The following is a 25344-nucleotide window of genomic DNA, read 5'->3' on the forward strand; positions in this document are numbered from 1 at the left end:
ATTTTGGGGTTAAAATTAAATATGGTGTTTTTATTGAAATATCAATAATTCTGTTTTTAATAAAATGAAGTAAAACCGTCTATTTTGTGAATTATTATTAATGTTTTATTACTGTCGAAATCGTTTTCGCAACAAATGACATAATTTGTTGTTTTTTTTTCATTAGTTAATTCATAGTATATTATGATATTATTGCAAAATTTTCAATAAGAATCCTGTTTACTATCGATTTGGGAAAATTGTTTCAACTATTTTTTTTATCTGTTTTTTGAATCTATATTAGAGCTGAAATAAGGTGTAAAAAACCTTTAAATAACGATCAGAATATGTTTAAGAAACAAGGACTTTATTTACCAGAATTTGAACACGAAAATTGTGGCGCAGGATTCATATGTAATCTAAAGGGAGAAAAGACAAATCAAATTATACATGATGCCCTGGAAATACTAGAAAAATTAGAGCATCGAGGTGGTGTAAGTTCCGATGGAAAAACGGGTGATGGAGCAGGTCTTTTAATAGATATTCCACATGCGTATTTTAAACGTGTTTGTGGCTTTAAAGTTCCCGTAAAAGGGAAGTATGCTGTAGGTATGGTTTTCTTGCCTAAAAACAGAAATCAATATAAGTTTTGTAAGGATAATTTTGAGAAGGAAATCATCGCTCAAGGACTGACTGTAATAGGTTGGAGAGAAGTGCCTGTAGATTCTACTCAATTAGGAGAAATCGCCTTAGCTTCAGAACCAAATATAGAGCAGCTTTTCGTAGGTAAATCGAATGAAGTTTCTGAAGCTGATTTTAAAGCGAAACTCTATGCAGCACGCAAGATTACGGAGCATACTGTAAGGAAATCTAAGATGTCTCAAAGCTCTTATTTCTATGTGTCTAGCTTGTCAATGAATACACTTATATATAAAGGTATTATCATGCCCGAAGATATAGGTCCTTATTATAAAGATTTACAAGAAGACGATTTGGTTACTAGATTGGCTTTAGTACACCAACGTTTTTCTACTAATACAATGCCAACTTGGGAATTGGCGCAGCCATTCCGATTTATGTGTCAGAATGGAGAAATTAATACCCTTCGTGGCAATGTGAGTAGAATGCGTGTTCGTGAAGAAATCATGAAAAGTGAGGTCTTTGGACCACAAATAGATAAATTATTTCCGATTATTTTACCCGGAAAATCAGATTCTGCATCTATGGATATGGTAGTAGAATTGTTAACGCATACAGGGCGTTCTCTGCCAGAAGTTATGATGATGATGATACCAGAAGCATGGGAGAAACATGCTACAATGTCGCCAGAGCGTAAAGCCTTTTATGATTATAACGCTTGTATTATGGAGCCTTGGGACGGACCAGCTTCTGTGCCATTTACGGATGGTAATTATATAGGTGCGCTTTTAGATAGAAACGGATTAAGACCTTCAAGATATACCGTTACAAAAAGTGGTAAACTAATTATGTCTTCAGAAATTGGAGTGGTTGATATTGATCCAGAAGATGTAGAAAGTCACGGTCGCTTAGAACCTGGTAAAATGTTTTTGGTAGACATGAACCAAGGTCGTATAATTAATGACGAAGAAATAAAAAGCAAAATCGTTAAGGAAAGACCTTATCAAGAATGGTTAGATAAAACAAGATTACATTTAAAAGATATTCCATACACAGGCGAAACTTGTCCTGTGGAACTGTTAGATATTAAAACAAGACAACGTCTCTTTAATTATACATACGAAGATATTCAAGAGGTTATCACACCAATGGCTCAAAAAGCAAAAGAAGCTTTGGGCTCAATGGGAATCGATACACCTTTAGCGGTTTTGTCTAACAAGCCGCAATTAATTTCAAATTATTTTAAGCAATTATTCGCGCAAGTTACTAATCCGCCTTTAGACGGAATTAGAGAAGAAATTGTAACAGATATTAGTTTATCTTTAGGAAAGGATAGAAATATTTTCAGCATTACAGAAAGACAATGTAGAAAATTGAAAATTCAGAATCCAGTAATTTCAAATGACGATTTAGCAAAAATTAGAAACATTCAAGTTGAAGGTTTTAAAGCTGAAACAGTAGAGTTACTGTATCAAAAAGATAAAGGACTTAACGGACTAGAAGATGCTTTAGACAATATTATTATTCAAATAGAAAAAGCACTGACTCGAAAAACCAATATCATCATTTTATCTGATAGAGGTGTGAGTAAGGTAATGGCGCCAATTCCTGCGTTGTTAGCGTGTTCTTATGTAAGTCATCAAATGAACCGTTTGCGTAAGCGTTCGTATTTCGATATTATTATTGAATCTGCAGAACCACGTGAGCCACATCATTTCGCAACCTTATTTGGTTATGGAGCAAGTGCAGTAAATCCATATATGGTTAACGAAATTATTAGAATGCAAGTGACAGATGGTTTCATTACTGATATGGACGAGCAAAAAGCAGTTGATAATTTCAATAAAGCCATCGGAAAAGGGATTCTTAAAGTAATGAACAAAATCGGAATTTCGACATTACGTTCTTACAGAGGATCTCAAATTTTCGAAATCGTAGGTTTCAATTCGCAATTCGTAGAAAAATATTTTCCATATACAGCATCAAGAATTGAAGGTATAGGACTATATGAAATTGAAAAAGAAATTGATAAACGCTACCAACACGCGTATCCAAGTAATGTCTTAGACAAGCGTTTAGGTTTAAACATTGGTGGAGATTACAGATGGAGACGTAATGGAGAAAAGCATTTATTTAATCCAACAACGGTTGCCAAATTACAACAAGCGGTTCGTTTAAGCGACCAGGCGAGTTATGATGTGTACGCAAAAACCATCAATGAGCAATCAAAAAATTTAATGACCATTCGAGGGTTATTCGAATTTAATAATATAGATCCAATTCCAATTGAAGAGGTAGAGCCTTGGACGGAAATCGTGAAACGTTTTAAAACAGGAGCGATGTCTTATGGGTCTATTTCTCGTGAAGCGCATGAGAATTTAGCCATTGCCATGAATAGAATTGGAGGTAAATCTAATTCTGGAGAAGGAGGAGAAGATAGAAGACGTTTTCAGCCAGATGTAAATGGAGATAGTAGAAATTCTGCAATTAAGCAAGTAGCTTCTGGTCGTTTTGGTGTAACGTCACATTATTTAACGAATGCTAAAGAGATTCAGATAAAAATGGCGCAAGGTGCCAAGCCAGGCGAAGGAGGTCAATTGCCAGGTGAAAAGGTATTGCCTTGGATTGCGGCAGCAAGAAATTCAACCCCTTTTGTTGGTTTAATTTCGCCGCCACCACATCACGATATTTATTCTATAGAGGATTTAGCACAATTAATTTACGATTTAAAAAATGCTAATCGCGAGGCTAGAATTAACGTGAAACTAGTTTCAGAAGTTGGTGTTGGTACCATTGCGGCTGGTGTTGCAAAAGCAAAAGCCGACGTAGTACTTATAGCTGGCTATGATGGAGGCACAGGAGCTTCGCCCTTAACATCACTAAAACATGCTGGTTTACCTTGGGAACTTGGATTGGCAGAGGCACAACAAACCTTAGTGCTTAATAACCTAAGAAGTAGAATTGTTGTAGAATGTGATGGACAACTAAAAACAGGTCGTGATGTTGCTATTGCAGCATTATTAGGAGCTGAGGAATTTGGTTTTGCAACTGCACCATTAGTAGCTTCGGGTTGTATTATGATGCGAAAATGTCATTTAAATACATGCCCTGTAGGTATAGCAACACAAGACAAAGAATTGCGTAAAAACTTTAAAGGCACACCAGAACATGTGATTAATTTCTTCTATTATATTGCAGAAGAATTGAGAAGCATTATGGCGGAATTAGGGTTTAGATCTATGGCAGAAATGGTTGGTCAAACACATAAAATTAATGCCAATAAAGCTATTAAACATTACAAAGCTAAAGGCTTAGATTTATCTTCAATTTTACATAGACCAGAAGTGTACAATCAAATGACGGTTAAGAATACTGAGAAGCAAGATCATAATTTAGATAATGTTTTAGATTTCAAAATTCTAAAAGATTCACATCGTGCTTTATACAGAAAAGAGCAGATGACCTTGGCTTATCCAATTAAAAATACAGACAGAACTGTAGGTGCTATTGTGAGTAATGAGATTTCAAAAATATATGGCCATTTAGGATTACCTGAAGATACCTTAAATATCAATTTTGAAGGTTCAGCAGGACAAAGTTTCGGGGCTTTCGGAGCTCACGGATTAACTTTTAATCTTCAAGGAAACACCAATGATTATTTAGGTAAAGGATTATCTGGAGCCAAATTAATTGTAAAGAAACCTGAAAAGGCAGATTTTAAAGCAGAAGATAATATCATCATTGGTAATGTGTGTTTATTTGGAGCTGTTGAAGGACAAGCTTATATCAACGGAATAGCAGGCGAACGATTTGCAGTTAGAAACTCTGGAGCAACTGCAGTTGTAGAAGGTGTTGGAGATCACTGTTGTGAATACATGACTGGTGGAAAAGTAGTGGTTCTTGGCAAAACAGGACGAAACTTCGCAGCAGGAATGAGTGGAGGAATCGCTTATGTGTACGATCCAGAAAACAAGTTTAAAAATGGTTTGTGTAATACCGAAACTATAGATTTTGAAAAAATTCTGAAGAAAGATGCAAACGATTTAAAATCGATAATAGAGAAACATGTAAAATATACTAACAGTGAGTTAGGAAAATCTCTATTAGCAGATTGGGAAACAAGCTTGAAGAATTTTGTACGCGTTATGCCTACGGAATACAAACGTGCTTTAAAACGTTTAGAGACAGAAGAACAAATGGTTGAAGAATTAGAAACAGTATAGGACAATGGGAAAAGTAACAGGTTTTAAAGAATTCGAAAGAAAAGATGAGTCATACAAGCCCGTAAAGGATCGTGTAAAACATTACAAGGAATTTACAGTGCCATTGAATGATAAGGACATGACCGAACAAGGGTCACGTTGCATGGATTGTGGAATTCCGTTTTGTCATAGTGGTTGTCCGCTTGGTAATCTAATTCCAGATTTTAATCATATGGTGCACCAAGGCGAATGGCAAAAGGCTTCTTGGATTTTGCACTCAACAAATAATTTTCCTGAATTTACAGGAAGACTATGTCCTGCGCCATGCGAACAAGCATGTGTTTTAGGTATAATTGAAGATCCAGTATCGATAGAGAATATTGAAAAAAATATAGTAGAACGTGCTTTTAAAGAAGGTTGGATTAAACCACAACCACCAAAAGTAAGAACAGGAAAAACGATTGCTGTCGTAGGTTCTGGTCCTGCAGGCTTAGCAGCTGCACAACAATTAAATAGAGCTGGTCATACAGTTACTGTTTTTGAACGTGATGATGCTATTGGAGGTCTATTGCGTTATGGTATTCCAAATTTTAAAATGGAAAAAGGTATCATAGATCGTCGTTTAGCGATTCTTGAAGCTGAAGGTATTGTATTTAAAACTAATGTTAATGTTGGTGTAAATTATGATGTTGAAGAGTTGAAAAAGTTTGATGCTGTAGTACTTTGTGGAGGAGCAACTGAAAGAAGAAGTTTACCAACACCAGGAATTGATGCAGAAGGAGTAGTGCAAGCTATGGACTTTTTAACACAACAAACTAAGGTTGTTTTTGGGCAAAAGATAAAAAATCAAGTTTTAGCGACTGGTAAAAATGTGATTGTAATTGGAGGTGGAGATACAGGATCTGATTGTATTGGTACATCGAATCGTCAAGGCGCAAAATCAGTCGTGAATTTTGAAATTATGCCAAAACCGCCAGGACATCGTTCGCCAACAACACCTTGGCCATATTGGCCATTGCAGTTAAAGACATCCTCTTCTCATAAAGAAGGTGTAGAACGTAACTGGTTAATAAACACAAAAGAGTTTGTCACTAACGCAAAAGGTAAATTAACAGCCTTAAAAACTGTAAATGTAGAATGGGAAATGGTACCTGGAGAACGACCAAAACTTGTTGAGATTGCTGGTACTGAAAAAACGTGGAAATGTGATTTAGCATTATTAGCCTTAGGTTTTACAGGTCCGGAATCTACAATTGCAGATAAATTAGGTTTAGGCAGAGACGTACGTTCTAACTACAAAGCGAGTTACGGAAAATACCAAACTAACATTCCAAATATTTTCACAGCAGGAGATATGCGAAGAGGACAATCTCTAATTGTTTGGGCTATTTCAGAAGGAAGAGAAGCTGCCAGACAAGTTGATATTTACTTAATGGGTAAATCGGATTTGGCGACTAAGAATGAAGAAGGCGATTTAGTCGGACTATAAATGAAGAATATATTTTAAACACAAAAAGCATCTGGAAACGGATGCTTTTTGTGTTTATATCTCTAAAATCCTCTCAAGAGGACAATAGCTCGAAGTATATTTTTAGGATTGTCCCCTTGAGGAGACTTTAAGGGATTTTTTAATTAGGAAACTTCTTTCTAATTTCATCTAAACACAAATTATGAATACTACCAATATGTGAATGTTCTTTTCCTAAATCGGGTTGGTAAGTTCCTGCTTGTACTTGGCTTCCAATTTTTTGATACGCTTCTCTAAAGCTCATACCATCAACCACTAAATTGTTTATGCTATCTACTGTAAATAAATATTGATATTTCTCATCGTTGAGGTCAATATCTTTTACAATGATTTGTTGAATGGAATACGTAAAGATGTCTAAAATATCCTTTACGTCTTCAAAAGCATTAATAATGTTTTCTTTTAGTAATTGAAAGTCTCTGTGGTAACCACTTGGTAAATTATTAGTAATCAATAACATTTCAGAATGTAAAGCTTGAATTTTATTACATTTTCCTCTAATCAATTCAAACACATCAGGATTCTTTTTGTGTGGCATAATGCTACTTCCTGTGGTTAACTCATCTGGAAATGTAATAAACCCAAAATTCTGACTCATATACAAGCAAATATCCATAGCAAAACGTGCCATAGTATTACATAAGCCACCTAGCGCACTTGCAATAGCACGCTCACTCTTTCCTCTACTTAATTGTGCGGCAACTACATTATATTTTAAAGTTGAAAACCCTAATTCTTTGGTCGTGATATCTCTATCAATAGGAAACGAACTTCCGTAACCAGCAGCCGAACCTAAAACATTTTGGTCAGTAATTTTTGAAACCGCATTTAAAACATAAACATCATCAATTAGTAATTCCGCATAGGCAGAAAACCATAATCCAAAAGAGGATGGCATAGCAACTTGCAAATGCGTGTAACCTGGTAAAAGTTTCGTTTTATGCGTTTCAGCAAGACCTAATAGTGTATCAAAAAACGTTTTAGTTTTATCATTTATGATTTGTAAGTTCTCCTTATAGTAAAGTTGAAGTGCAACTAAAACTTGATCGTTTCTAGAACGTGCTGTATGGATTTTCTTTCCGACGTCGCCTAAGGTTTTTGTGAGTTCATGTTCTATTTTAGAATGTACATCTTCAAAAGAATCTTCAATTGTAAATGTTCCAGCATCAATTGATTCGGCTAAAACTTTTAATCCTGATTTTAATTGCTCCAATTCATCAGAAGTTATAATTCCGATAGACTCTAACATCACAGCATGAGCTCTCGATGCTTCAACATCATATTTTGCGATATGCATGTCAATTTCTCTATCGTTACCAACGGTAAATAATTCTATTTTTTTATCTATTGAATAGCCTTTGTCCCAAAGTTTCATAATATATTCCTGCGAAAGCAGGAATCTCTGCTTTCATTTTTAGTTAAACTTTTATTGTTATGTCATTCCTGCGAAGGCAGGAATCTATTTTTAAATTTCAGTTTGTTTTTGGATTCCTGCATTCGCAGGAATGACAGCACTGTTATAATACCTTTTCCAACAACTTAATATACAAATCAACACCTTCCTCAATCTCAGCCAAATAAATAAACTCATCTGCGGTGTGCGAACGTGTACTATCTCCTGGTCCTAATTTTAATGACTGACAAGTTAAAACAGATTGGTCAGAAAGTGTAGGCGAACCGTAAGTTTCTCTTCCTAATTCAATTCCGGCTTTTACTAGCTCATGATTACTAGAAATTGAAGACGAATTTAATCTTAAACTTCGTGCTGTAATACTTGTACATGGCGATTTCTGAGTTAAAATATCAGCAATTTGTTGATTGGTGTATTTATCATTCACACGTACATCAACAACTAAATCCACTTCTGCAGGAACCGCATTATGTTGTTTACCAGCATTAATCTGCGTAACGGTCATTTTTACATCGCCTAAAACTGGCGATTTTCTTTCAAATTTATAGTCTTGAAACCATTTTAAAACATCAATAGTGTTATATATTGAATTGTCATTGTTTGGGTGTGCAGCATGGCTAGCAGTTCCTTTTACTTTAGCGTCAAAAACGACTAATCCTTTTTCTGCAACCGCTAAATTCATTAAAGTGGGTTCGCCAACAATAGCCACATCTATTTTTGGAATGATGGACAACATACTATTCAATCCGTTTGGTCCACTGTTTTCTTCTTCGGCAGAAGCTACAATGACTAAATTATAGTTGAGGTCTTTTTTGTTGTAGAAATATGTGAACGTAGCAATTAAAGATACCAAGCATCCACCTGCATCATTACTGCCTAAACCATATAATTTACCATCTTCTACAATGGCTTTTAATGGGTCTTTAGTGTAACCAGAATTTGGTTTTACCGTATCGTGATGCGAGTTTAATAATAGGGTTGGTTTGCTCTCGTCAAAATATTTGTTGGTAGACCAAATGTTGTGGTTGTTTCTTTTGAAAGGCACATTGTGTGTTGTAAACCAGCCTTCAATAAGCAATGCAGTGTTGTCTTCTTCTGCAGAAAATGACTGTGTTTCTATAAGTTCCTTCAGTAAAGCAATAGCTTCTGTTGTTAATTTTTCAATCATTTTGTAATGGTTGTATGTTTGTTGTTGGTATTGAAAAGCATATCTGATTTTCCGATACAAACTTTTTGAACGTTTTTATGTATTGCATGAAAACAGTTGTCTAATTTCGGCAACATGCCTTCAAATATGATATTGTTTTCTTTTAATGTTTTGTAGTTTTCTGTGTTGATGTTTTCAATAACAGAATCATCATTTTCTACATCTTCAAGAACACCATTCTTTTCGAAACAATAATATAATTCTGTATTGAAAATTGATGATAATCCGATGGCTAATTCTGAAGCAATCGTATCTGCATTCGTGTTTAATAATTGTCCATTTTCATCATGAGAGATTGCGCAAAAGACAGGTGTAATATTGTTGTTTAATAAAATCTCTAAAACATTTGTATTTACCTTTTTTACATCGCCAACAAAACCGTAATCCATAGTTTTAATAGGTCGTTTTTCCGAAACAATCGTATTTCCGTCTGCACCAGAAAATCCAATAGCATTGCAATTATTGGCTTGTAACTGAGCGACAATATTTTTGTTGATTTTGCCTGCATAAACCATAGTGATAATATCTAAAGTTTCTGGGTCTGTGATACGTCTGCCATCAGTCATTTTTACAGGAATATTCATTTGTTCGGCCAGTTTTGTTGCCAATTTGCCACCTCCATGAACCAAAACTTTTGGACCAACTATAGTCGCAAAATCTTTGAGAAATGCAGCTAGTGCTTCTTCATTATCGATGATGTTCCCACCTATTTTTATGACTTTTATTGTTTTCATTTTATAGTCTTTTGTCATTCCCTTGAAAACGGGAATCCACATTTATTAGTAATAGATTCCTGCCTGCGCAGGAATGACAATGAATTAAACCTGCTAGGTCTTAAGTTATTTATAAATCCTCTAAAATCTGCTTCAATACAACTTGAGCCGCAAAAGTTCTGTTATTTGCTTGTTGTATAACCACAGATTGCTCACTATCTAAAACAGCATCTTCCACCACAACATTCCGTCTTACAGGTAGGCAATGCATAAATTTAGCATTACCTAATTTTGCTTTAGTCATCATCCAATTGCTATCGTTATTTAGAATTTTTCCATAATCGTTATAGCTACTCCAATTTTTTACGTAAACAAAATCGGCATCTTTAAGGGCCTCTTCTTGATTGTGATTTATTGGCGAGTCTTTAGTTATTTCTGAGTTAAGCTCATAACCTTTAGGATGTGTAATTGTAAAATCTACATCTAAATCTTGCATCATCTCAACAAAAGTATTGGCAACCGCTTGTGGTAAAGCTTTTGGATGTGGTGCCCAAGATAAAACCACTTTAGGCTTCTTTTTCTCTGTTAATTCTGAAATAGTGATTGCATCCGTTAGCGCTTGTAATGGATGGGCTGTACTAGATTCCATATTAACTATTGGAACCGTTGCGTATTTTTTGAAGCTATTTAGTACAAATTCCGATTCATCCTTTGCTTTATCTTGTAATGTCGGAAACGCTCTTACCGCAATAATATCTGCATATTGAGAAATCACTTGTGCGGCTTCTTTTATATGTTCAGACCTGTCCATGTTCATAACTGTGCCATCTTCAAACTCTAAATTCCAAGCGTCATTTACGTTAAGAATCATAACGTCCATACCTAAGTTTTTTGCTGCTTTTTCAGTACTTAATCGTGTACGTAAACTTGAGTTGAAAAACAGCATAATTAAAGTCTTGTTTTTTCCTAGATGCGAATATTCAAAAGGACTCATTTTTAATAAAATGGCTTCTCTTATTGTTTCCGACAGATTAGATATGTCTTTTAACGTGGTATAATTTTTCATGTCGCTATTTTATTTTAGTAAAAGGTACTTTGTTTTCTATGGCATTAATAATAAAATTATCTTCCAAACCATTGACAATCCATGTTTCAATATTAGATTGTTTTGCTAAGGAAATGGCATCCACTTTAGATTGCATTCCACCTGTGCCATGAGACGATTTTGAATCTACCACTTCATTCATCAATACGCTAAAATCGTTGACTTCTTCTATGGTTTTTGGTGCTTTATTTTCCATAGATGCTTTAGTGTATATGCCGTTTGTGTTGGTGGCAATTATAAATAAATCTACATCTAAAAGTGATGCTGTTAATGCACCTAACTTGTCGTTGTCTCCAAATTTAATTTCGTCAGTGGCAACCGTGTCATTTTCGTTAATAATAGGAATGTAATTATTGCTAACCAATACATTAATGGTGTTTACAATATTGGTTTTACTCTCTTGTTTTTCAAAATCTGAATAAGATAATAGACATTGAGATGTCAGTAAACCGAGTTCTCTAAAAATTTCTTGATAAATCCGAATAAGATGTGGTTGGCCAATCGAAGCTAAAGCTTGTTTTACAAAGAGTTCCTTGCGTTTGCTCTCTAATTTTACAAACTGTTTGGCTACAGCAATGGCTCCAGAACTCACAATAATAAACTCATGAGAATCTTGAAGCTTCGCAATTTGATTTGCAATATCTTCAATTTTTCCTCTTGAAATATTATCGGTTTCTTTGGTTAAGGTATTAGAGCCGATTTTGAGTAAAATTCTTTTCTTTTTAGCCATTATTTATCGTGTTTGTCCATTTCCGAAAACGTACCATTTATTAGTGACTAAATGTTGTAATCCTATTGGTCCTCTTTGGTGTAATTTGTCTGTGCTTATGGCTAATTCTCCACCTAAACCTAGTTGTCCTCCATCAGTAAAACGTGTAGATGCATTGTGATAAACAGCTGCTGTATCTACATTTTCCATGAAGAGTTTCGCTGCGTCTTTATTTGTTGTTATAATAGAGGATGAATGACCTCCTGAATATGTATTTATCCAAGCAATAGCATCTTGATTTGATGCAATTTCTCCAATTACAATTTTATAATCCAAGAATTCTTCATGCCAAATAGAATCCGAATTTATCGTTTCTATAGTATCAAATTTTGAAATGTTTTCATCTCCTAAGATTTCAACATTATACGCTTTCAATTTTGAAATTAATGTTTTTATGAATGCTTCTTTATTTGGAAGATTTTTATCAATCAGAACTTTATCTACCGCATTACAAGCCGATATTTTAGCTGTTTTACCGTTGATAATAATATCTAGTGCAATTTTAAGGTCAGCTTCTTTATTCACATAAACAAAATTGTTGCCTCTACCACTGATTATAACAGGACATGTAGCGTGTTCTTTTACAAAAGCGATTAATCGTTCGCCTCCACGAGGTACAATTAAATCGACCTTTTGTGTTGGTTTTTCTAAGAATGCTTGTGTTTCTGTTCTGTTAAATTGCATATATTCTACCCAATCGGTAGAAGCATCGCATGCTATTAATGCTTGATGCCAGAGTTCAACAATTTTTAAGTTCGATTTTAAAGATTCCTTTCCACCTTTTAAAAGTATTTTGTTTCCAGATTTAAATGCAATTCCGGCTGCTTCAACAGTAACATCTGGTCGAGACTCATAAATGATTAAAACCGTTCCAAAAGATGCCGTTTTATTATACACTTGCATGCCATTATCATGCTTAAAACTAAAACGTTCTTTGCCAACAGGATCTTCTTGAGACGCTAGGTGTTTTGCAGCAGCAATCATTTCATCTACCTTAGAATCGTCAACCTTTAGTCTGTCGTACATTGAGATATCGTCGCCATTATAAGCGTCTAAATCTGTTTTATTTATGGCAATTATTTGGGCTCTTTCTTTTTCTAAAAGCGCAGCCATTTTAAGTAAAACTGAATTTCTTTTGTCTATGGATAATAAAGTATTCATAGTTATAGTGTTTTTTTTAAGGCGTCGAAAAATGTATCAACATGTTCCTTTTTTACCGTTAATGGTGGTAGAATTCTTAATAAATTAGGGTTTTTAGCGCTTCCTGTGAAAATATGTTGATCGTGAATTAAAGATTTTCTTAAGTCTGCAATTGGAAATTCAAATTCTAATCCCAACATTAACCCTCTACCTTTTATGTTTTTTATTTGTGGAGTTCCTTGTGCTTGTGCAATGAAGTATTTTGAAATTTCTTTAGCATGTTGCATTAAATTCTCTTTCTCTAATACATCTAAAACCGCTATTGATGCTGCACATGCTAAATGATTGCCACCAAAAGTGGTTCCTAACAAACCATAAGATGCTTTTATATTCGGGTGGATTAAAATGCCTCCAATTGGAAAGCCATTACCCATTCCTTTTGCTATGGAAATAATATCGGGTTCAATACCATGTTTTTGAAAAGCGAAAAAATCTCCGGTTCTTCCAAATCCGCATTGAATTTCATCTGCAATTAAAAGTGTTCCGTGTTGTTTACATGCAGCACTAATTTCTTTATAAAATTCGGTAGAAACTTCATCTAATCCACCAATACCTTGAATAGTTTCTATAATAACAGCACAAACATCTCCTTTTGATACTACTGCATTTAGGCTATCTAAATCGTCTAATTCTAAAAACTCAACCTGTTGTTGTGCATTAATTGGTGCTACTATTTTAGGATTGTCAGTTGCGGCAACTGCAGCAGACGTTCTGCCGTGAAATGAATTTTTAAATGAAACTATTTTACTTTTGTTAGTATGAAAAGAAGCTAATTTCAACGCATTTTCATTGGCTTCTGCTCCAGAGTTACATAAGAACAATTGATAATCTTCGCAACCAGATAATTTTCCTAATTTCTGAGCTAATTCAACTTGTAAAGGATTTTGAATAGAGTTACTATAAAATCCTAATTGATTGACTTGATTGCTAATGCTTTTTACATATTCTGGGTGAGAATGCCCTATGGATATTACAGCATGACCTCCATATAAGTCGAGATATTTTGTGTTATTTTCATCGTAAACATAGACATCTTTCCCTTTTACAGGTGTTATGTTGAACAAAGGATAAACATCAAATAAATTCATAACTGGTCGGTTTTAATACTGTTAATTTTGTCGAATGATGCTATCATTCCCTGAATTAAAGATGAGCTTAATCCTTTATGTTCCATTTCATTTAAGCCTTCAATGGTACAGCCCTTTGGTGTTGTTACTTTGTCTATTTCTTGTTCTGGATGATTGCCAGTTGTAATTAATAAACTTGCAGCTCCTTCGCAAGTATGCATGGCTAATTCTTGGGCTTCTTTGGCTTCAAATCCAAGTTGAATTGCCGCTTGAGTGGTTGCTCTAATTAAGCGCATCCAAAAGGCAATTCCGCTAGCGCAAATTACAGTAGCAGCTTGCATTTTAATTTCCGGAATTACAATAGAAGTCCCTAAATTATTAAATATGGCTTCTGCGACTTTTATTCTGTTTTTTCCATTTCCATTACTACACAGACACGTCATTGATTTACCAACAGCAATAGCTGTATTTGGCATAGCTCTTATTAAAATCTTATCATCTCCCACAATGTTTTCCATTTTTTCAATTGAAAATCCTGTAATGGTAGAAATCAGTACATGGTTTTCATGAAGTAAAGGTTTTATAGCGACCAATATTTTCTCCATGTGCGATGGTTGTACCGCAAAAATTAAGATGTCTGAATTTTTAACGGCTTCAATATTATCTGAAGTTAAGATAACGTCTTTATAGCCTTCAAATTCACTAATAGAATTTAAATTACGTTTGGTTAAATACAAGGATGTAATAGCATTGGTTGTAATCAATCCTTTTGCAATGGCCTTTCCTAAATTTCCGGTTCCTATGATTGCTATTTTCATCTTTATAGTTGTTAGTTTTTAGTTAGTAGTAATTAGTGCTTACTGTTGTCTAAATAATTTATTGATGTTTTGTCATTCCTTCGCAGGCAGGAATCTAATTTTTTTACGAGTGGATTCCTGCCTGCGCAGGAATGACAGATGTTTAAAAATAATTCGCCTTTAATTGTAATCCTTCTGTTTCTTCATATCCATACATTAAATTCATGTTTTGCACTGCTGCGCCAGAAGCACCTTTTAATAAATTATCGATTGCACTTGTGATTAGTAATTTATTGCCGTGTTTTTCAAGACTAATTATACATTTATTGGTATTTACCACTTGTTTTAAAAATATACTTTCATCAGAAACAACAGTAAATACTGCGTCTTTATAATAGGTTTTGTAGAGTGTTTTAGCATCTTCTAGAGAACCTTCAAACTTTGTGTATGTTGTAGCAAAAATCCCTCTTGAAAAATCGCCTCTATTTGGCATAAAATTGATTTCGGAATTAAAGTTACTCTGTAATTGTTTTACCGTTTGGTTGATTTCTCCTAAATGTTGATGATTAAATGCTTTATAGTGCGAAAAATTGTTGTCTCTCCAAGTAAAATGCGTTGTAGCAGATAATGATGTTCCTGCGCCAGTTGCTCCAGTAACAGCATTAATATGTACGTCATTAGTTAGTAAACCTTTTGCTGCTAAAGGCAAAAGTGCAAGTTGTAAAGCTGTTGCAAAACAACCTGGATTTGCGATGTACTTAGCTGTTTTTATAGCTTCTTTATCTAATTCTGGTAAACCGTAAACAAATTCTTTTCCTTCAAAATTCTTGTCTGCAACTAACCTAAAATCATTACTTAAATCAATAATCTTAGTATCATCAGAAAATTTATTTTTTTCTAAAAATGCTGTTGAATTTCCATGACCTAGGCACAAGAATAATACATCTACATCTGAATTAATTTCACTCGTAAATTCTAAATCCGTAGAGCCAATTAAATCTTGATGCACTTTATATACTTTGTTTCCTGCATTAGATGTGCTGTAAACAAAATTAAGGTTTGTTTTAGGATGGTTAAGTAATAATCTAATCAACTCTCCAGCTGTATAACCTGCTCCTCCAATGATTCCTGTTTCTAATTTTTTCATATCTATTTCCCATGAAAATGGGAATCTTTTTAATTCAACCTGATTTTTAGTTTGAAACCTACAAGGTTTTATAAACCTGCTAGGTCTAGTCTGAATTATTTACCTGTTGATAAATTTTATTTTGGTTTCCAATAATTTTAATAAACCCTTTGGCGTCATCTGCCGTCCAAGCTTTGTTTTCTTCTCCGTAGGTACTAAATGCGCTAGACATTAAGTCGTGATCAGACACAATACCATCTAAAGAAAAATGATACGGTTTTAAAGTCACTACCACATTACCTGACACCATTTTTTGAGAACTTTGTAAAAAAGCTTCAGTATCTCGCATTACTGGATCTAAATACTGACCTTCATGCAAATGCATGCCGTAAAAACTAGATAAGTACTCTTTGTGCTGCAATTGCCATTTAGTCAACGTATGTTTTTCTAATAAATGATGTGCTTTCACTGTAATTAAAGCGGCAGCAGCTTCAAAACCAACGCGTCCTTTTGTGCCAACAATAGTATCTCCAACATGAATATCTCTTCCAATAGCATACGCAGAAGCAATGTTATTTAAGTTTTCAATATTTACTTCTGGTGCATTTTCTTGTCCGTTTAAAGCAACAAACTCTCCATTTTTAAATGTTAGTGTTACTTTTTCTTCTCCTTCTTTTACTAATTGAGATGGATAAGCTTCACTTGGTAAAGGCTTTTCAGATTTTAAAGTTTCTACACCACCAACACTTGTTCCCCAAAGTCCTTTGTTTACTGAATATTTAGATTTCTCCCAATTCATGTCAATTCCTTCAGATTTTAAATAGTCTATTTCTTCTTGTCTGGTTAATTTTTGATCTCTAATTGGTGTTATAATTTTAATACCAGGTGCTAAGGTTTGAAAAATCATGTCAAAACGTACTTGGTCGTTTCCTGCGCCTGTACTGCCGTGAGCAATGTATTCTGCATCAATACTTTTAGCATATTCAATAATTTCTATGGCTTGAATAATACGTTCTGCACTTACAGATAATGGGTATGTTGCATTTTTTAAGACATTCCCGAAAATTAAATACTTGACTACTTTATTGTAAAACGTAGCTACTGCATCAATGTTTTTATAGGTAGAAACACCCATTTTATAAGCATTACTTTCTATGTGATTAATCTCTTCAGTATTGAAGCCACCTGTGTTTACACTTACAGCATGCACATCGTATTCTTTTGATAAACTTACTGCGCAATAAGAGGTGTCTAATCCACCACTATATGCTATTACTAATTTCTTTTTCATTTTTCTACTATATTGTTTTCACTTGTAAAATGAGTTCGCATTTAATTGCTAGGTTCATCTTTTTTATCTTTTTTTAGGAACATAGTTTGTTTTAGATTTTTCAATCTTATCCATGCCTTTTTATCGTAATTGTGTTCTTTTGGTTTTGTTTCTTCAGTTTTTTTAGGGTCGTATAGCATGCCTGTACATAAGCACATCTTTTGTTCTGTTCTTGTTAAAACATCAAAATTCTTGCAGGTTTGGCAACCTTTCCAAAAGGATTGGTCGTCTGTTAATTCTGAAAACGTAACAGGTTTGTAACCTAATTCACTATTCATTTTCATAACTGCTAAACCAGTTGTGATACTAAATACCTTAGAGTCTGGGAATTTTGTTCTAGAATGTTCGAAGATGACTTTTTTAATTTTCTTAGCTAGCCCTTGATTTCTGAAATCTGGATGAACAATTAAGCCAGAATTAGCAACAAATTTGCCGTGTCCCCAAGCTTCTATGTAGCAAAAACCAGCAAATTTGTCGTCATCTAATGCGATAACCGCATTGCCATTTTCCATTTTAGAAATAATATATTCTGGTTTTCGCTTTGCAATACCAGTACCTCTAACTTGAGCAGCATCTGCAATAGTGTTGCATATCGTTTCTGCGTATATGCTATGTGATTTATCAGCAATGACAATTTTCATTGTTATTGAGTTTTAGTATTAAAATTGTAATTTTTTGTTTTGAGATTCCTTTCGTCAGGAATTTGGCTTTATAAGCAGAACTGGACACACCTAAGTTCTATAAATAGAAGTACACCCTAAGGGCGACGTCGAAAATTGCGACGTACTAATACATTGTTATATTTTTCAATAACTGTACCTAAAAAGAAAAATGTATTTGGAAAATGATTCATGATTAATAAATATAAAAACGGATTAACTAATTGGCTTTTGAAGTAATAGCATTAGCGACGTCGTCTGCGTATTGGCAAACTAATGGGTCTTTCGTTTTTATTTGTCGTTGTAATCATTACGTAAAATTATAAATTAATATTGAATAAAGGTCTTAGTGTCTATTGTTATTTGAAAAGAATTAGGAATTTCGCAATATTTTTAAATTAAATTGTGAATATTATATAAATCATTAATTCTTAGTACTATAAATTATAGAATATAATCAGTGCTCACAAAATTTGAAGCTTTTGAATCCATTAAATCTTTTAAAATATCATTATTATAGTCGTTGTCTTTTGATGCTACAAAAGTTCTAATTGAAAAAGAACGTAAGGCGTCATGAACACTTAAAGTGGCAACTGCTGAATCTTTTCGTCCTGTAAATGGATAAACATCTGGTCCGCGCTGACAAGAACTGTTTAAATTCACTCTACATACTAAATTTACAAGTGTATCAATCAATGGTGCTAAGGTGTTTACATCTTTACCAAATAAACTTACTTGTTGTCCGTAGTTTGACTCTGCCATATCATCTAAAGGTTCTTCAATATCTGAAAATGGTACTATTGGAATAACTGGCCCAAATTGTTCTTCTTGAAACACTCTCATTTCTTTAGTTACAGGATATAAAACGGCAGGAAAAATATAATTTTCTGTAGTTTCTCCTCCTTTGGTGTTAATGACTGAAGCTCCTTTTTCTAAAGCATCATCAATTAAACTTTGAATATATAATGGTTTATCTGGTTCTGGTAATGGTGTTAGTTTAGCGCCATCTTCCCATGGATTTGCAAATTTAAGTGCATCTACTTTTGCTGCAAATCGTTTGTTAAATTCTTCCACAACAGCTTCATGTACGTATAGCACTTTTAAAGCAGTACATCGCTGACCATTAAATGAAGTTGAACCTGCAATACATTCGTCTATGGCTAAATCTAAATCTGCATCTGGTAAGACAATTGCAGGGTTTTTTGCTTCTAAACCTAAAACTAAACGTAACCGATTACTTTTAGGATGCTGATTTTGTAAAGCATTTGCGGATTTGCTATTTCCTATTAAAGCTAAAACATCAACTTTTCCGGATTGCATAATTGGTGCAGCAACGGTTCTTCCGCGTCCATAAATAATATTGACAGCTCCTTTAGGAAAACTATCTCTAAAGGCTTCTAGTAAAGGTGATATTAATAAAACACCATGCTTTGCTGGCTTAAAAACAACTGTGTTTCCCAAAATTAAGGCGGGAATCAATAAAGCAAATGTTTCATTTAATGGGTAATTATAAGGGCCTAAACAAAGTACAACACCTAAAGGCCCTCTTCGGATATGTGCATTTACACCAGAGCTCTTAACAAATTTAGCACTATCACGATCCATTTGTTTATAATCTTCAATGGTGTCGTATATGTACTCCACAGTTCTGTCAAACTCTTTTTCAGAGTCTGGAAGGTTTTTACCAATTTCCCACATTAGTAATTTTACAACTTCAGCGCGCTTGGTTTTCATTTGTTCCACAAACTTCTCCATGCAAACAATGCGGTCTTCAACCTTCATTGTTGGCCATAAACCTTGTCCTTTCTTGTATGCAGATTCTGCAGAATCTAATGCTCTTAAAGCTTCTTTTTTGCCTAGCGTAGGAATTGTACCTAGTAGTGTTGGTGCATAGTCCGTAGTAGAAGATATAGTTGAATACACCTTTGAAGTTTCTCCTCTCCAAGGTATTAAGCCACCTTCAGCTAAATAGGTGTTTTGGTTAATTAAGGATTTAATTTGAAACTCTTCTGGAATATTCATGATTGTTGTTTTAAACTAAGAATTGAAATAAATCGGGTTTATCGTTGAGGTAATCTCCAAAGAACTTATGAAGTTTCATTTTTGATATTAATGGTTCTAAATCTTCGGGCGATTTTAATTGTATACCAACGACTGCAACGTCATTTTCTCGATTTGCTTTTTTTGTGTATTCAAAGTGCGTGATATCATCGTTTGGTCCTAATATATCTACAACAAAATCACGCAAAGCACCTGTACGTTGTGGGAATTTAACAATGAAGTAATGTTTAAGATTAGCGTAGAGTAGTGCACGTTCTTTGATTTCGGCAGTACGTGTAATATCATTGTTACTTCCACTAATAACACAAACGATATTTTTTCCTTTAATCTCGTCTTTAAACTGTTCTAAAGCAGAGAGACTTAATGCACCAGCTGGTTCAGCAACAATGGCATCTTTGTTATATAATTCTAATATCGTTTGGCATATTTTACCTTCATCTACAGTAACAACACGATGTAAATTTTCTTTGCAAATCGCAAAATTTAAATCGCCCACTCGCTTTACAGCTGCTCCATCTACAAAGCTATCTATAGATTCTAATTTAATATTTTTATTAGCTCTAATTGAAGTGAGCATTGCAGCAGCACCTTTTGGTTCTACACTAATAATTTTTGTTTGAGGCGATAATAATTTAAAAACCGAAGATAAACCAGAAGCTAATCCACCACCACCAACAGGAACAAAAACATAATCAATAGGATGCTCTTTTGCTTGGTCAATTATTTCTAAACCAACGGTTGCTTGTCCTTCAATGACTTTTTCATCATCAAAAGGATGAACAAAAGTTTTACTCATTTCTTCGCTTTGCTGCATGGCTGCATGGTAAGCATCGTCAAAAGTGTCGCCAACTAAAACAACATCAATAAATTCTTCGCCAAACATTTTTACCTGTTCAATTTTTTGACCAGGTGTAGGCGACGGCATAAATATGGTACCTTGTATTTTTAGAAGTTTACAAGAAATAGCAACACCTTGTGCATGATTTCCTGCGCTAGCACATACAATTCCGTTTTCTATTTGAGCAGCATCAAGAGAAGAGATTTTATTATAAGCACCTCTAATTTTATAAGATCGGACTTCTTGCAAATCCTCTCGTTTAAAATAAATGTTGGCTCCAAATTTTTTAGAATACCTAGCATTTTTAACTAAAGGCGTTACAGAAGCAATACCTCTAAGTTTTTCTGCTGCAGCCTCAATAGCTTCTAATGTTGGTCTGTATGTGGTTTTTGTTTCTTCCATGTTTTCTTCCCACGAAAGTGGAAATTTTATATTTAAATTACAGTTTCATAATGCTCAACATTAGGGAAAGGATCATAGTAATGATGCAATAATGCCTTCCATTTTAAATAAGCTTCAGAGGTTCTAAATCCTATATTATGATCTTCAATTGTTTCCCAATCTACAAGCAGAATGTATTTGTTTTTTTGCTCAATACATTTTTTTAATGAATGACTTTTGTAGCCTTTAATTGAACTGATATACTGTCCTGCTTTTAAAAAGTCGATTTCAAATTGCTTTTCTAAATTGTCTTTAACGTATAAAATAGCAACTTCTAATATCATGATTCATTTTGCATTTTAGAAAAACACCTGTCAGATTAATTAAACCTGACAGGATGATTATAATTTATGCTAAAACAGAATCACTTGCTTCAACATCAGATTTAATAACTTTCATAGCTGTCATTGCTGAACGTAAACGTTGACCAACAGCTTCAATTGGATGATTTCTAATAGCATCATTAACGGCAATTAATTCTCCGTTATCTACTCCGTTTGAACTAGAAAATGGCTTGCCAATAATACTTGTATCTACTGTTTTCATAAAATCAGTCAATAATGGCTTACATGCATGGTCAAATAAATAACACCCGTATTCTGCAGTATCAGAAATCACACGGTTCATTTCAAATAATTTCTTTCTTGCAATTGTATTCGCGATTAATGGTAATTCATGTAGCGATTCGTAGTAAGCAGAATCTTCAATAATGCCAGCGCTTGTCATGGCTTCAAAAGCTAATTCTACTCCAGATTTTACAAATGCTACTAATAATACGCCATTGTCAAAATATTCTTGTTCTGAGATATGATCTGTAGTTAATGCTGTTTTTTCAAAAGCAGTTTCTCCAGTTGCAGCTCTCCATGATAATAAGTTAACATCATCATTTGCCCAATCTTCCATCATTGTTTTAGAGAAATGACCTGAGATAATATCGTCCATATGCTTTTCAAATAAAGGACGCATAATATCTTTTAATTCTTCTGATAATTGGTGCGCTTTAATTTTAGCTGGATTAGATAAACGATCCATCATGTTGGTAATTCCACCATGTTTTAAAGCTTCAGTGATGGTTTCCCAACCAAACTGAATTAACTTCCCAGCATAACCTGGTTCAATTCCTTCTTCAACCATTTTATCAAAAGATAAAATTGCGCCTGTTTGTAATAGTCCACAAAGAATAGTTTGCTCTCCCATTAAATCAGATTTAACTTCAGCAACAAACGACGATTCTAAAACACCAGCTCTGTGTCCACCTGTAGCAACAGCATAGGCTTTTGCTTGTGCCCAACCTTTTCCTTCTGGATCATTTTCTGGGTGTACAGCGGTAAGCGTTGGTACACCAAATCCACGCTTGTACTCTTCACGAACTTCACTACCAGGACATTTTGGTGCGACCATAATTACGGTTAAATCCTCACGGATTTGTGTACCTTCTTCAACAATATTAAAACCATGAGAATAACTTAAAGTTGCACCTTTTTTCATTAAAGGCATTACTGTATTTACTACATTGGTATGCTGTTTATCTGGCGTTAAGTTTAACACTAAATCTGCAGTTGGTATTAACTCTTCGTAAGTACCAACAGTGAAACCATTTGATGTTGCGTTTTTGTAAGATTCACGTTGCTGATCAATTGCAGCCTGACGTAATGCATAAGAAATATCTAAGCCAGAATCTCTCATATTTAAACCTTGGTTTAGACCTTGCGCGCCACAACCTACGATTACGATTTTCTTTCCTTTTAAAGCGTTCACACCATCTTCAAATTCTGAAGCGTCCATAAAACGACACTTTCCTAATTGCTCTAATTGTTCTCTTAATGGTAATGTGTTAAAATAATTTGACATTGTTTCTAGTTGTTTTTAAACCTATTTTAGTCTATTAATTTGTATTAATGTTGAAATGTTTCTAGTAATGTTGAGATTTTCATTTCGTCTTTAGTAACAGCTACTCGTCCAGAGCGCGTAAATTGCATAATTCCGAAAACATTTAATTCTCGGTAGAGTAAATCAATTTCTTCTTTTCTTCCTGATTTTTCAAGAACAAAGAATTGTTTGTTTACAGTGACAATTCTGGCATTACTTTCTTTTATAATATTTTGAATTTGACGTTCATCAAATAATAATTCTGATTTTATTTTAAATAAACACGATTCTTGATAAATGATTTCATCGTCGGTATGATAAAAAGCTTTGATGACTTCAACCTGCTTTTCAATTTGGCCAATGATTTTTTTCATTTGCGACTCTGCAATATTCACAACAATTGTAAATCTTGAAACACTCTCAATCTCTGAAGGTGATGTGTTAAGACTTTCAATATTCATGTGTCTTCTTTGAAATATTGCAGAAATTCTATTTAGTAATCCTATATTGTTTTCCGTATATATTGAAACGGTATATTGTTTGTTCTCTGTACTCATTCTTTTAATAGATAATAGAAAAAAGATAATAGAAAATAGACTTTAATAGTCGTTAAGGATTTTGTATTCTCTATTCTAGTTTCTTTGTTCTTATTTTATTCTAACCTTATATCTGAAACACTTGCACCTGTTGGTATCATTGGGAATACGTTACCTTCTTTTTCTACTCTTACTTCTAAGAAATATGGACCATCACAATCTATCATTTCTTTTACAGCCGCTTTTAAATCTTGTCTTTCTGAAACTTTCTTAGCATCGATATGATAACCTTTAGCAATAGCAACAAAATCTGGATTTACCATTTCTGTTGACGCATAGCGCTTGTCAAAAAATAATTGTTGCCACTGGCGTACCATACCAAGAAATTCGTTATTTAAGACTACAATTTTTACAGGTACTTTTTGCTGAAAAATGGTTCCTAATTCTTGAATATTCATTTGGTAACCACCATCTCCAGCAATCATTACAACCTCACGGTCTGGTGCTGCCATTTTTGCTCCAATCGCAGCAGGTAAAGCAAATCCCATTGTTCCTAGGCCACCAGAAGTAATGTTGCTTTTTGAAATATTAAATTCGGCATAACGACAAGCAATCATTTGGTGTTGACCAACATCACTGACTATAGCTGCTTTTCCTTCTGTTTGTACGTTGATTTCTTTCAACACTTCTCCCATCGTTAAGCCTTCTTTTGTAGGATGTAAGTCATTTTTAATAACCTTATCGTATTCAATTTGGTATAAATCTTTAAACTCTTGATGCCAATCTATATGTGAATTAGTATTCAATAGTGGCAAAAGCTTTTTTAAGCTGTCTTTAGAGTTACCAAGAACAGCAACATCCGTTTTTACGTTTTTATCTATTTCAGCAGGATCTATTTCAAAATGAACGATTTTAGCCTGCTTTGCATAAGTTGCTAAATTACCAGTAACACGATCATCAAATCGCATTCCGATAGCAATCAAAACATCGCACTGGTTTGTTAAAACATTTGGCGCGTAATTTCCATGCATACCAACCATTCCAACATTTAGTGGATGAGACGTTGGTATTGCAGAAGCTCCCAAAATAGTCCATGCAGAAGGAATTCCCGCTTTTTCAATAACCGCTTTAAATTCTTCTTCGGCTTTACCTAAAATGACACCTTGTCCCCAAACTATTAATGGCTTTTTTGCGCTATTAATCAGTTCTGCTGCAGCTTTTAATGCAGTTTCATCAGTTTTTGGTACAGGTTTGTAACTTCTAACACCTTTACATTTTTCGTATTTAAAATCGAACTCTTCAAACTGAGCATCTTTAGTAATGTCTATTAAAACTGGTCCTGGTCTTCCGCTTCTTGCAATGTAAAATGCTTTTGCTATCGCTCCAGGAATTTGAGATGCTTTTGTAATTTGACAATTCCATTTTGTAACTGGTGTTGAAATACCTACAATGTCAGTTTCTTGAAAAGCGTCACTTCCTAATAAATGAGATCCTACTTGACCAGTAATGCAGACTAAAGGAGTAGAGTCAATTTGAGCATCTGCAATACCGGTTATTAAATTTGTAGCTCCTGGTCCTGAAGTTGCCATTGCGACACCAACTTTTCCAGAAATTCGTGCATAACCTTGGGCAGCGTGAGCAGCACCTTGTTCATGACGTGTTAAAACATGATGAATTTGATCTTGATATTTATATAATTCATCATAAACAGGCATTATCGCTCCTCCTGGATACCCATAAAGCGTTGTAACACCTTCTGCTAATAGACACTTAATAACTGCTTCACTGCCAGAAATTCTTTCGGTAGTTTCAGTGTCTTTAGAATTGTTGTTCATAGTTTGAGTTTCTTTCATCTCATTTATTTTTG

General features: G+C 34.2%; 19 protein-coding genes. 2 read left to right on the forward strand and 17 right to left on the reverse strand.

The window, feature by feature from the left end; all coding sequences use genetic code 11:
- Positions 1-326 precede the first annotated feature (326 nt).
- Both gltB and ACJBCC_RS06010 read left to right on the forward strand, forming a co-directional pair.
- Positions 327-4841 carry a glutamate synthase large subunit gene (gene gltB, locus ACJBCC_RS06005; protein ID WP_299102027.1) on the forward strand — a complete coding sequence of 1505 codons (4515 nt, stop codon included), beginning with the start codon at positions 327-329 and terminating at the stop codon, positions 4839-4841.
- A 4-nt stretch (positions 4842-4845) separates the two neighbouring features.
- Positions 4846-6309, forward strand: coding sequence for a glutamate synthase subunit beta (locus tag ACJBCC_RS06010; RefSeq protein WP_407556665.1), 1464 nt, complete (start codon positions 4846-4848; stop codon positions 6307-6309).
- Between the two features lie 139 nt (positions 6310-6448).
- Here the strand turns inward: ACJBCC_RS06010 and argH are convergent, their stop codons facing one another.
- From argH to ilvB, 17 genes are all read right to left on the reverse strand, one after another.
- Positions 6449-7723 (reverse strand): argininosuccinate lyase, encoded by a 1275-nt coding sequence (gene argH / locus ACJBCC_RS06015; protein ID WP_299102023.1) that lies wholly within the window; start codon positions 7721-7723, stop codon positions 6449-6451.
- Positions 7724-7865: 142 nt separating this feature from the next.
- Positions 7866-8927 carry a M20 family metallo-hydrolase gene (locus tag ACJBCC_RS06020; RefSeq protein WP_299102021.1) on the reverse strand — a complete coding sequence of 354 codons (1062 nt, stop codon included), beginning with the start codon at positions 8925-8927 and terminating at the stop codon, positions 7866-7868.
- Complete coding sequence (gene argB / locus ACJBCC_RS06025) at positions 8924-9700, reverse strand: acetylglutamate kinase (RefSeq protein WP_299102020.1); 777 nt, start codon at positions 9698-9700, stop codon at positions 8924-8926. Before argB ends, ACJBCC_RS06020 begins: the two co-directional genes overlap by 4 nt.
- Positions 9701-9809: 109 nt before the next feature.
- A complete protein-coding gene (locus ACJBCC_RS06030; RefSeq protein ID WP_299102018.1) occupies positions 9810-10745 on the reverse strand; it encodes an acetylornithine carbamoyltransferase in 936 nt (311 codons plus the stop codon).
- A gap of 4 nt (positions 10746-10749) precedes the next feature.
- On the reverse strand, positions 10750-11514 hold the full coding sequence (gene proB, locus ACJBCC_RS06035) for a glutamate 5-kinase (RefSeq protein WP_299102016.1): 765 nt from the start codon (positions 11512-11514) through the stop codon (positions 10750-10752).
- A gap of 3 nt (positions 11515-11517) precedes the next feature.
- Positions 11518-12714 (reverse strand): glutamate-5-semialdehyde dehydrogenase, encoded by a 1197-nt coding sequence (locus tag ACJBCC_RS06040; protein WP_299102014.1) that lies wholly within the window; start codon positions 12712-12714, stop codon positions 11518-11520.
- Positions 12715-12716: 2 nt separating this feature from the next.
- On the reverse strand, positions 12717-13841 hold the full coding sequence (locus tag ACJBCC_RS06045; protein WP_299102012.1) for an aspartate aminotransferase family protein: 1125 nt from the start codon (positions 13839-13841) through the stop codon (positions 12717-12719).
- Positions 13838-14638 carry a pyrroline-5-carboxylate reductase gene (gene proC, locus ACJBCC_RS06050; protein WP_299102010.1) on the reverse strand — a complete coding sequence of 267 codons (801 nt, stop codon included), beginning with the start codon at positions 14636-14638 and terminating at the stop codon, positions 13838-13840. Before proC ends, ACJBCC_RS06045 begins: the two co-directional genes overlap by 4 nt.
- Positions 14639-14780: 142 nt before the next feature.
- Positions 14781-15764, reverse strand: a complete 984-nt coding sequence (gene argC, locus ACJBCC_RS06055) for an N-acetyl-gamma-glutamyl-phosphate reductase (protein ID WP_299102007.1) — start codon at positions 15762-15764, stop codon at positions 14781-14783.
- A gap of 85 nt (positions 15765-15849) precedes the next feature.
- Complete coding sequence (locus ACJBCC_RS06060) at positions 15850-17034, reverse strand: argininosuccinate synthase (protein WP_299102004.1); 1185 nt, start codon at positions 17032-17034, stop codon at positions 15850-15852.
- Positions 17035-17075: 41 nt separating this feature from the next.
- Positions 17076-17714 (reverse strand): GNAT family N-acetyltransferase, encoded by a 639-nt coding sequence (locus tag ACJBCC_RS06065; RefSeq protein ID WP_299102002.1) that lies wholly within the window; start codon positions 17712-17714, stop codon positions 17076-17078.
- A gap of 462 nt (positions 17715-18176) precedes the next feature.
- Entirely contained in the window at positions 18177-19754 is a 1578-nt protein-coding gene (locus ACJBCC_RS06070) for an NADP-dependent glyceraldehyde-3-phosphate dehydrogenase (RefSeq protein WP_299102000.1), read from the reverse strand.
- Positions 19755-19764: 10 nt separating this feature from the next.
- Positions 19765-21033, reverse strand: coding sequence for a threonine ammonia-lyase IlvA (ilvA, locus tag ACJBCC_RS06075; protein WP_299101998.1), 1269 nt, complete (start codon positions 21031-21033; stop codon positions 19765-19767).
- 32 nt (positions 21034-21065) lie between these two features.
- A complete protein-coding gene (locus tag ACJBCC_RS06080) occupies positions 21066-21356 on the reverse strand; it encodes an antibiotic biosynthesis monooxygenase (RefSeq protein ID WP_299101996.1) in 291 nt (96 codons plus the stop codon).
- Positions 21357-21420: 64 nt separating this feature from the next.
- Entirely contained in the window at positions 21421-22923 is a 1503-nt protein-coding gene (ilvC, locus tag ACJBCC_RS06085; RefSeq protein WP_299101994.1) for a ketol-acid reductoisomerase, read from the reverse strand.
- A 44-nt stretch (positions 22924-22967) separates the two neighbouring features.
- Positions 22968-23498, reverse strand: a complete 531-nt coding sequence (gene ilvN / locus ACJBCC_RS06090; protein WP_407556666.1) for an acetolactate synthase small subunit — start codon at positions 23496-23498, stop codon at positions 22968-22970.
- Between the two features lie 95 nt (positions 23499-23593).
- The gene (ilvB, locus tag ACJBCC_RS06095) at positions 23594-25330 is read right to left on the reverse strand and encodes a biosynthetic-type acetolactate synthase large subunit (protein ID WP_407556667.1); all 1737 of its coding nucleotides are present in this window, start codon (positions 25328-25330) and stop codon (positions 23594-23596) included.
- Positions 25331-25344 lie beyond the last annotated feature (14 nt).

This window comes from Winogradskyella sp. 4-2091, from assembly GCF_045765065.1.
GTDB lineage: Bacteria > Bacteroidota > Bacteroidia > Flavobacteriales > Flavobacteriaceae > Winogradskyella.

Bases quoted from the DNA above. Each gene is read 5' to 3' on its own strand.
- gltB (WP_299102027.1), top strand. From the start codon at position 327: ATGTTTAAGAAACAAGGACTTTATTTACCAGAATTTGAACACGAAAAT.
- ACJBCC_RS06010 (WP_407556665.1), top strand. From the start codon at position 4,846: ATGGGAAAAGTAACAGGTTTTAAAGAATTCGAAAGAAAAGATGAGTCA.
- argH (WP_299102023.1), bottom strand. From the start codon at position 7,723: ATGAAACTTTGGGACAAAGGCTATTCAATAGATAAAAAAATAGAATTA.
- ACJBCC_RS06020 (WP_299102021.1), bottom strand. From the start codon at position 8,927: ATGATTGAAAAATTAACAACAGAAGCTATTGCTTTACTGAAGGAACTT.
- argB (WP_299102020.1), bottom strand. From the start codon at position 9,700: ATGAAAACAATAAAAGTCATAAAAATAGGTGGGAACATCATCGATAAT.
- ACJBCC_RS06030 (WP_299102018.1), bottom strand. From the start codon at position 10,745: ATGAAAAATTATACCACGTTAAAAGACATATCTAATCTGTCGGAAACA.
- proB (WP_299102016.1), bottom strand. From the start codon at position 11,514: ATGGCTAAAAAGAAAAGAATTTTACTCAAAATCGGCTCTAATACCTTA.
- ACJBCC_RS06040 (WP_299102014.1), bottom strand. From the start codon at position 12,714: ATGAATACTTTATTATCCATAGACAAAAGAAATTCAGTTTTACTTAAA.
- ACJBCC_RS06045 (WP_299102012.1), bottom strand. From the start codon at position 13,841: ATGAATTTATTTGATGTTTATCCTTTGTTCAACATAACACCTGTAAAA.
- proC (WP_299102010.1), bottom strand. From the start codon at position 14,638: ATGAAAATAGCAATCATAGGAACCGGAAATTTAGGAAAGGCCATTGCA.
- argC (WP_299102007.1), bottom strand. From the start codon at position 15,764: ATGAAAAAATTAGAAACAGGAATCATTGGAGGAGCAGGTTATACAGCT.
- ACJBCC_RS06060 (WP_299102004.1), bottom strand. From the start codon at position 17,034: ATGAAAAAGAAATTAGTAATAGCATATAGTGGTGGATTAGACACCTCT.
- ACJBCC_RS06065 (WP_299102002.1), bottom strand. From the start codon at position 17,714: ATGAAAATTGTCATTGCTGATAAATCACATAGCATATACGCAGAAACG.
- ACJBCC_RS06070 (WP_299102000.1), bottom strand. From the start codon at position 19,754: ATGAATATTCCAGAAGAGTTTCAAATTAAATCCTTAATTAACCAAAAC.
- ilvA (WP_299101998.1), bottom strand. From the start codon at position 21,033: ATGGAAGAAACAAAAACCACATACAGACCAACATTAGAAGCTATTGAG.
- ACJBCC_RS06080 (WP_299101996.1), bottom strand. From the start codon at position 21,356: ATGATATTAGAAGTTGCTATTTTATACGTTAAAGACAATTTAGAAAAG.
- ilvC (WP_299101994.1), bottom strand. From the start codon at position 22,923: ATGTCAAATTATTTTAACACATTACCATTAAGAGAACAATTAGAGCAA.
- ilvN (WP_407556666.1), bottom strand. From the start codon at position 23,498: ATGAGTACAGAGAACAAACAATATACCGTTTCAATATATACGGAAAAC.
- ilvB (WP_407556667.1), bottom strand. From the start codon at position 25,330: ATGAAAGAAACTCAAACTATGAACAACAATTCTAAAGACACTGAAACT.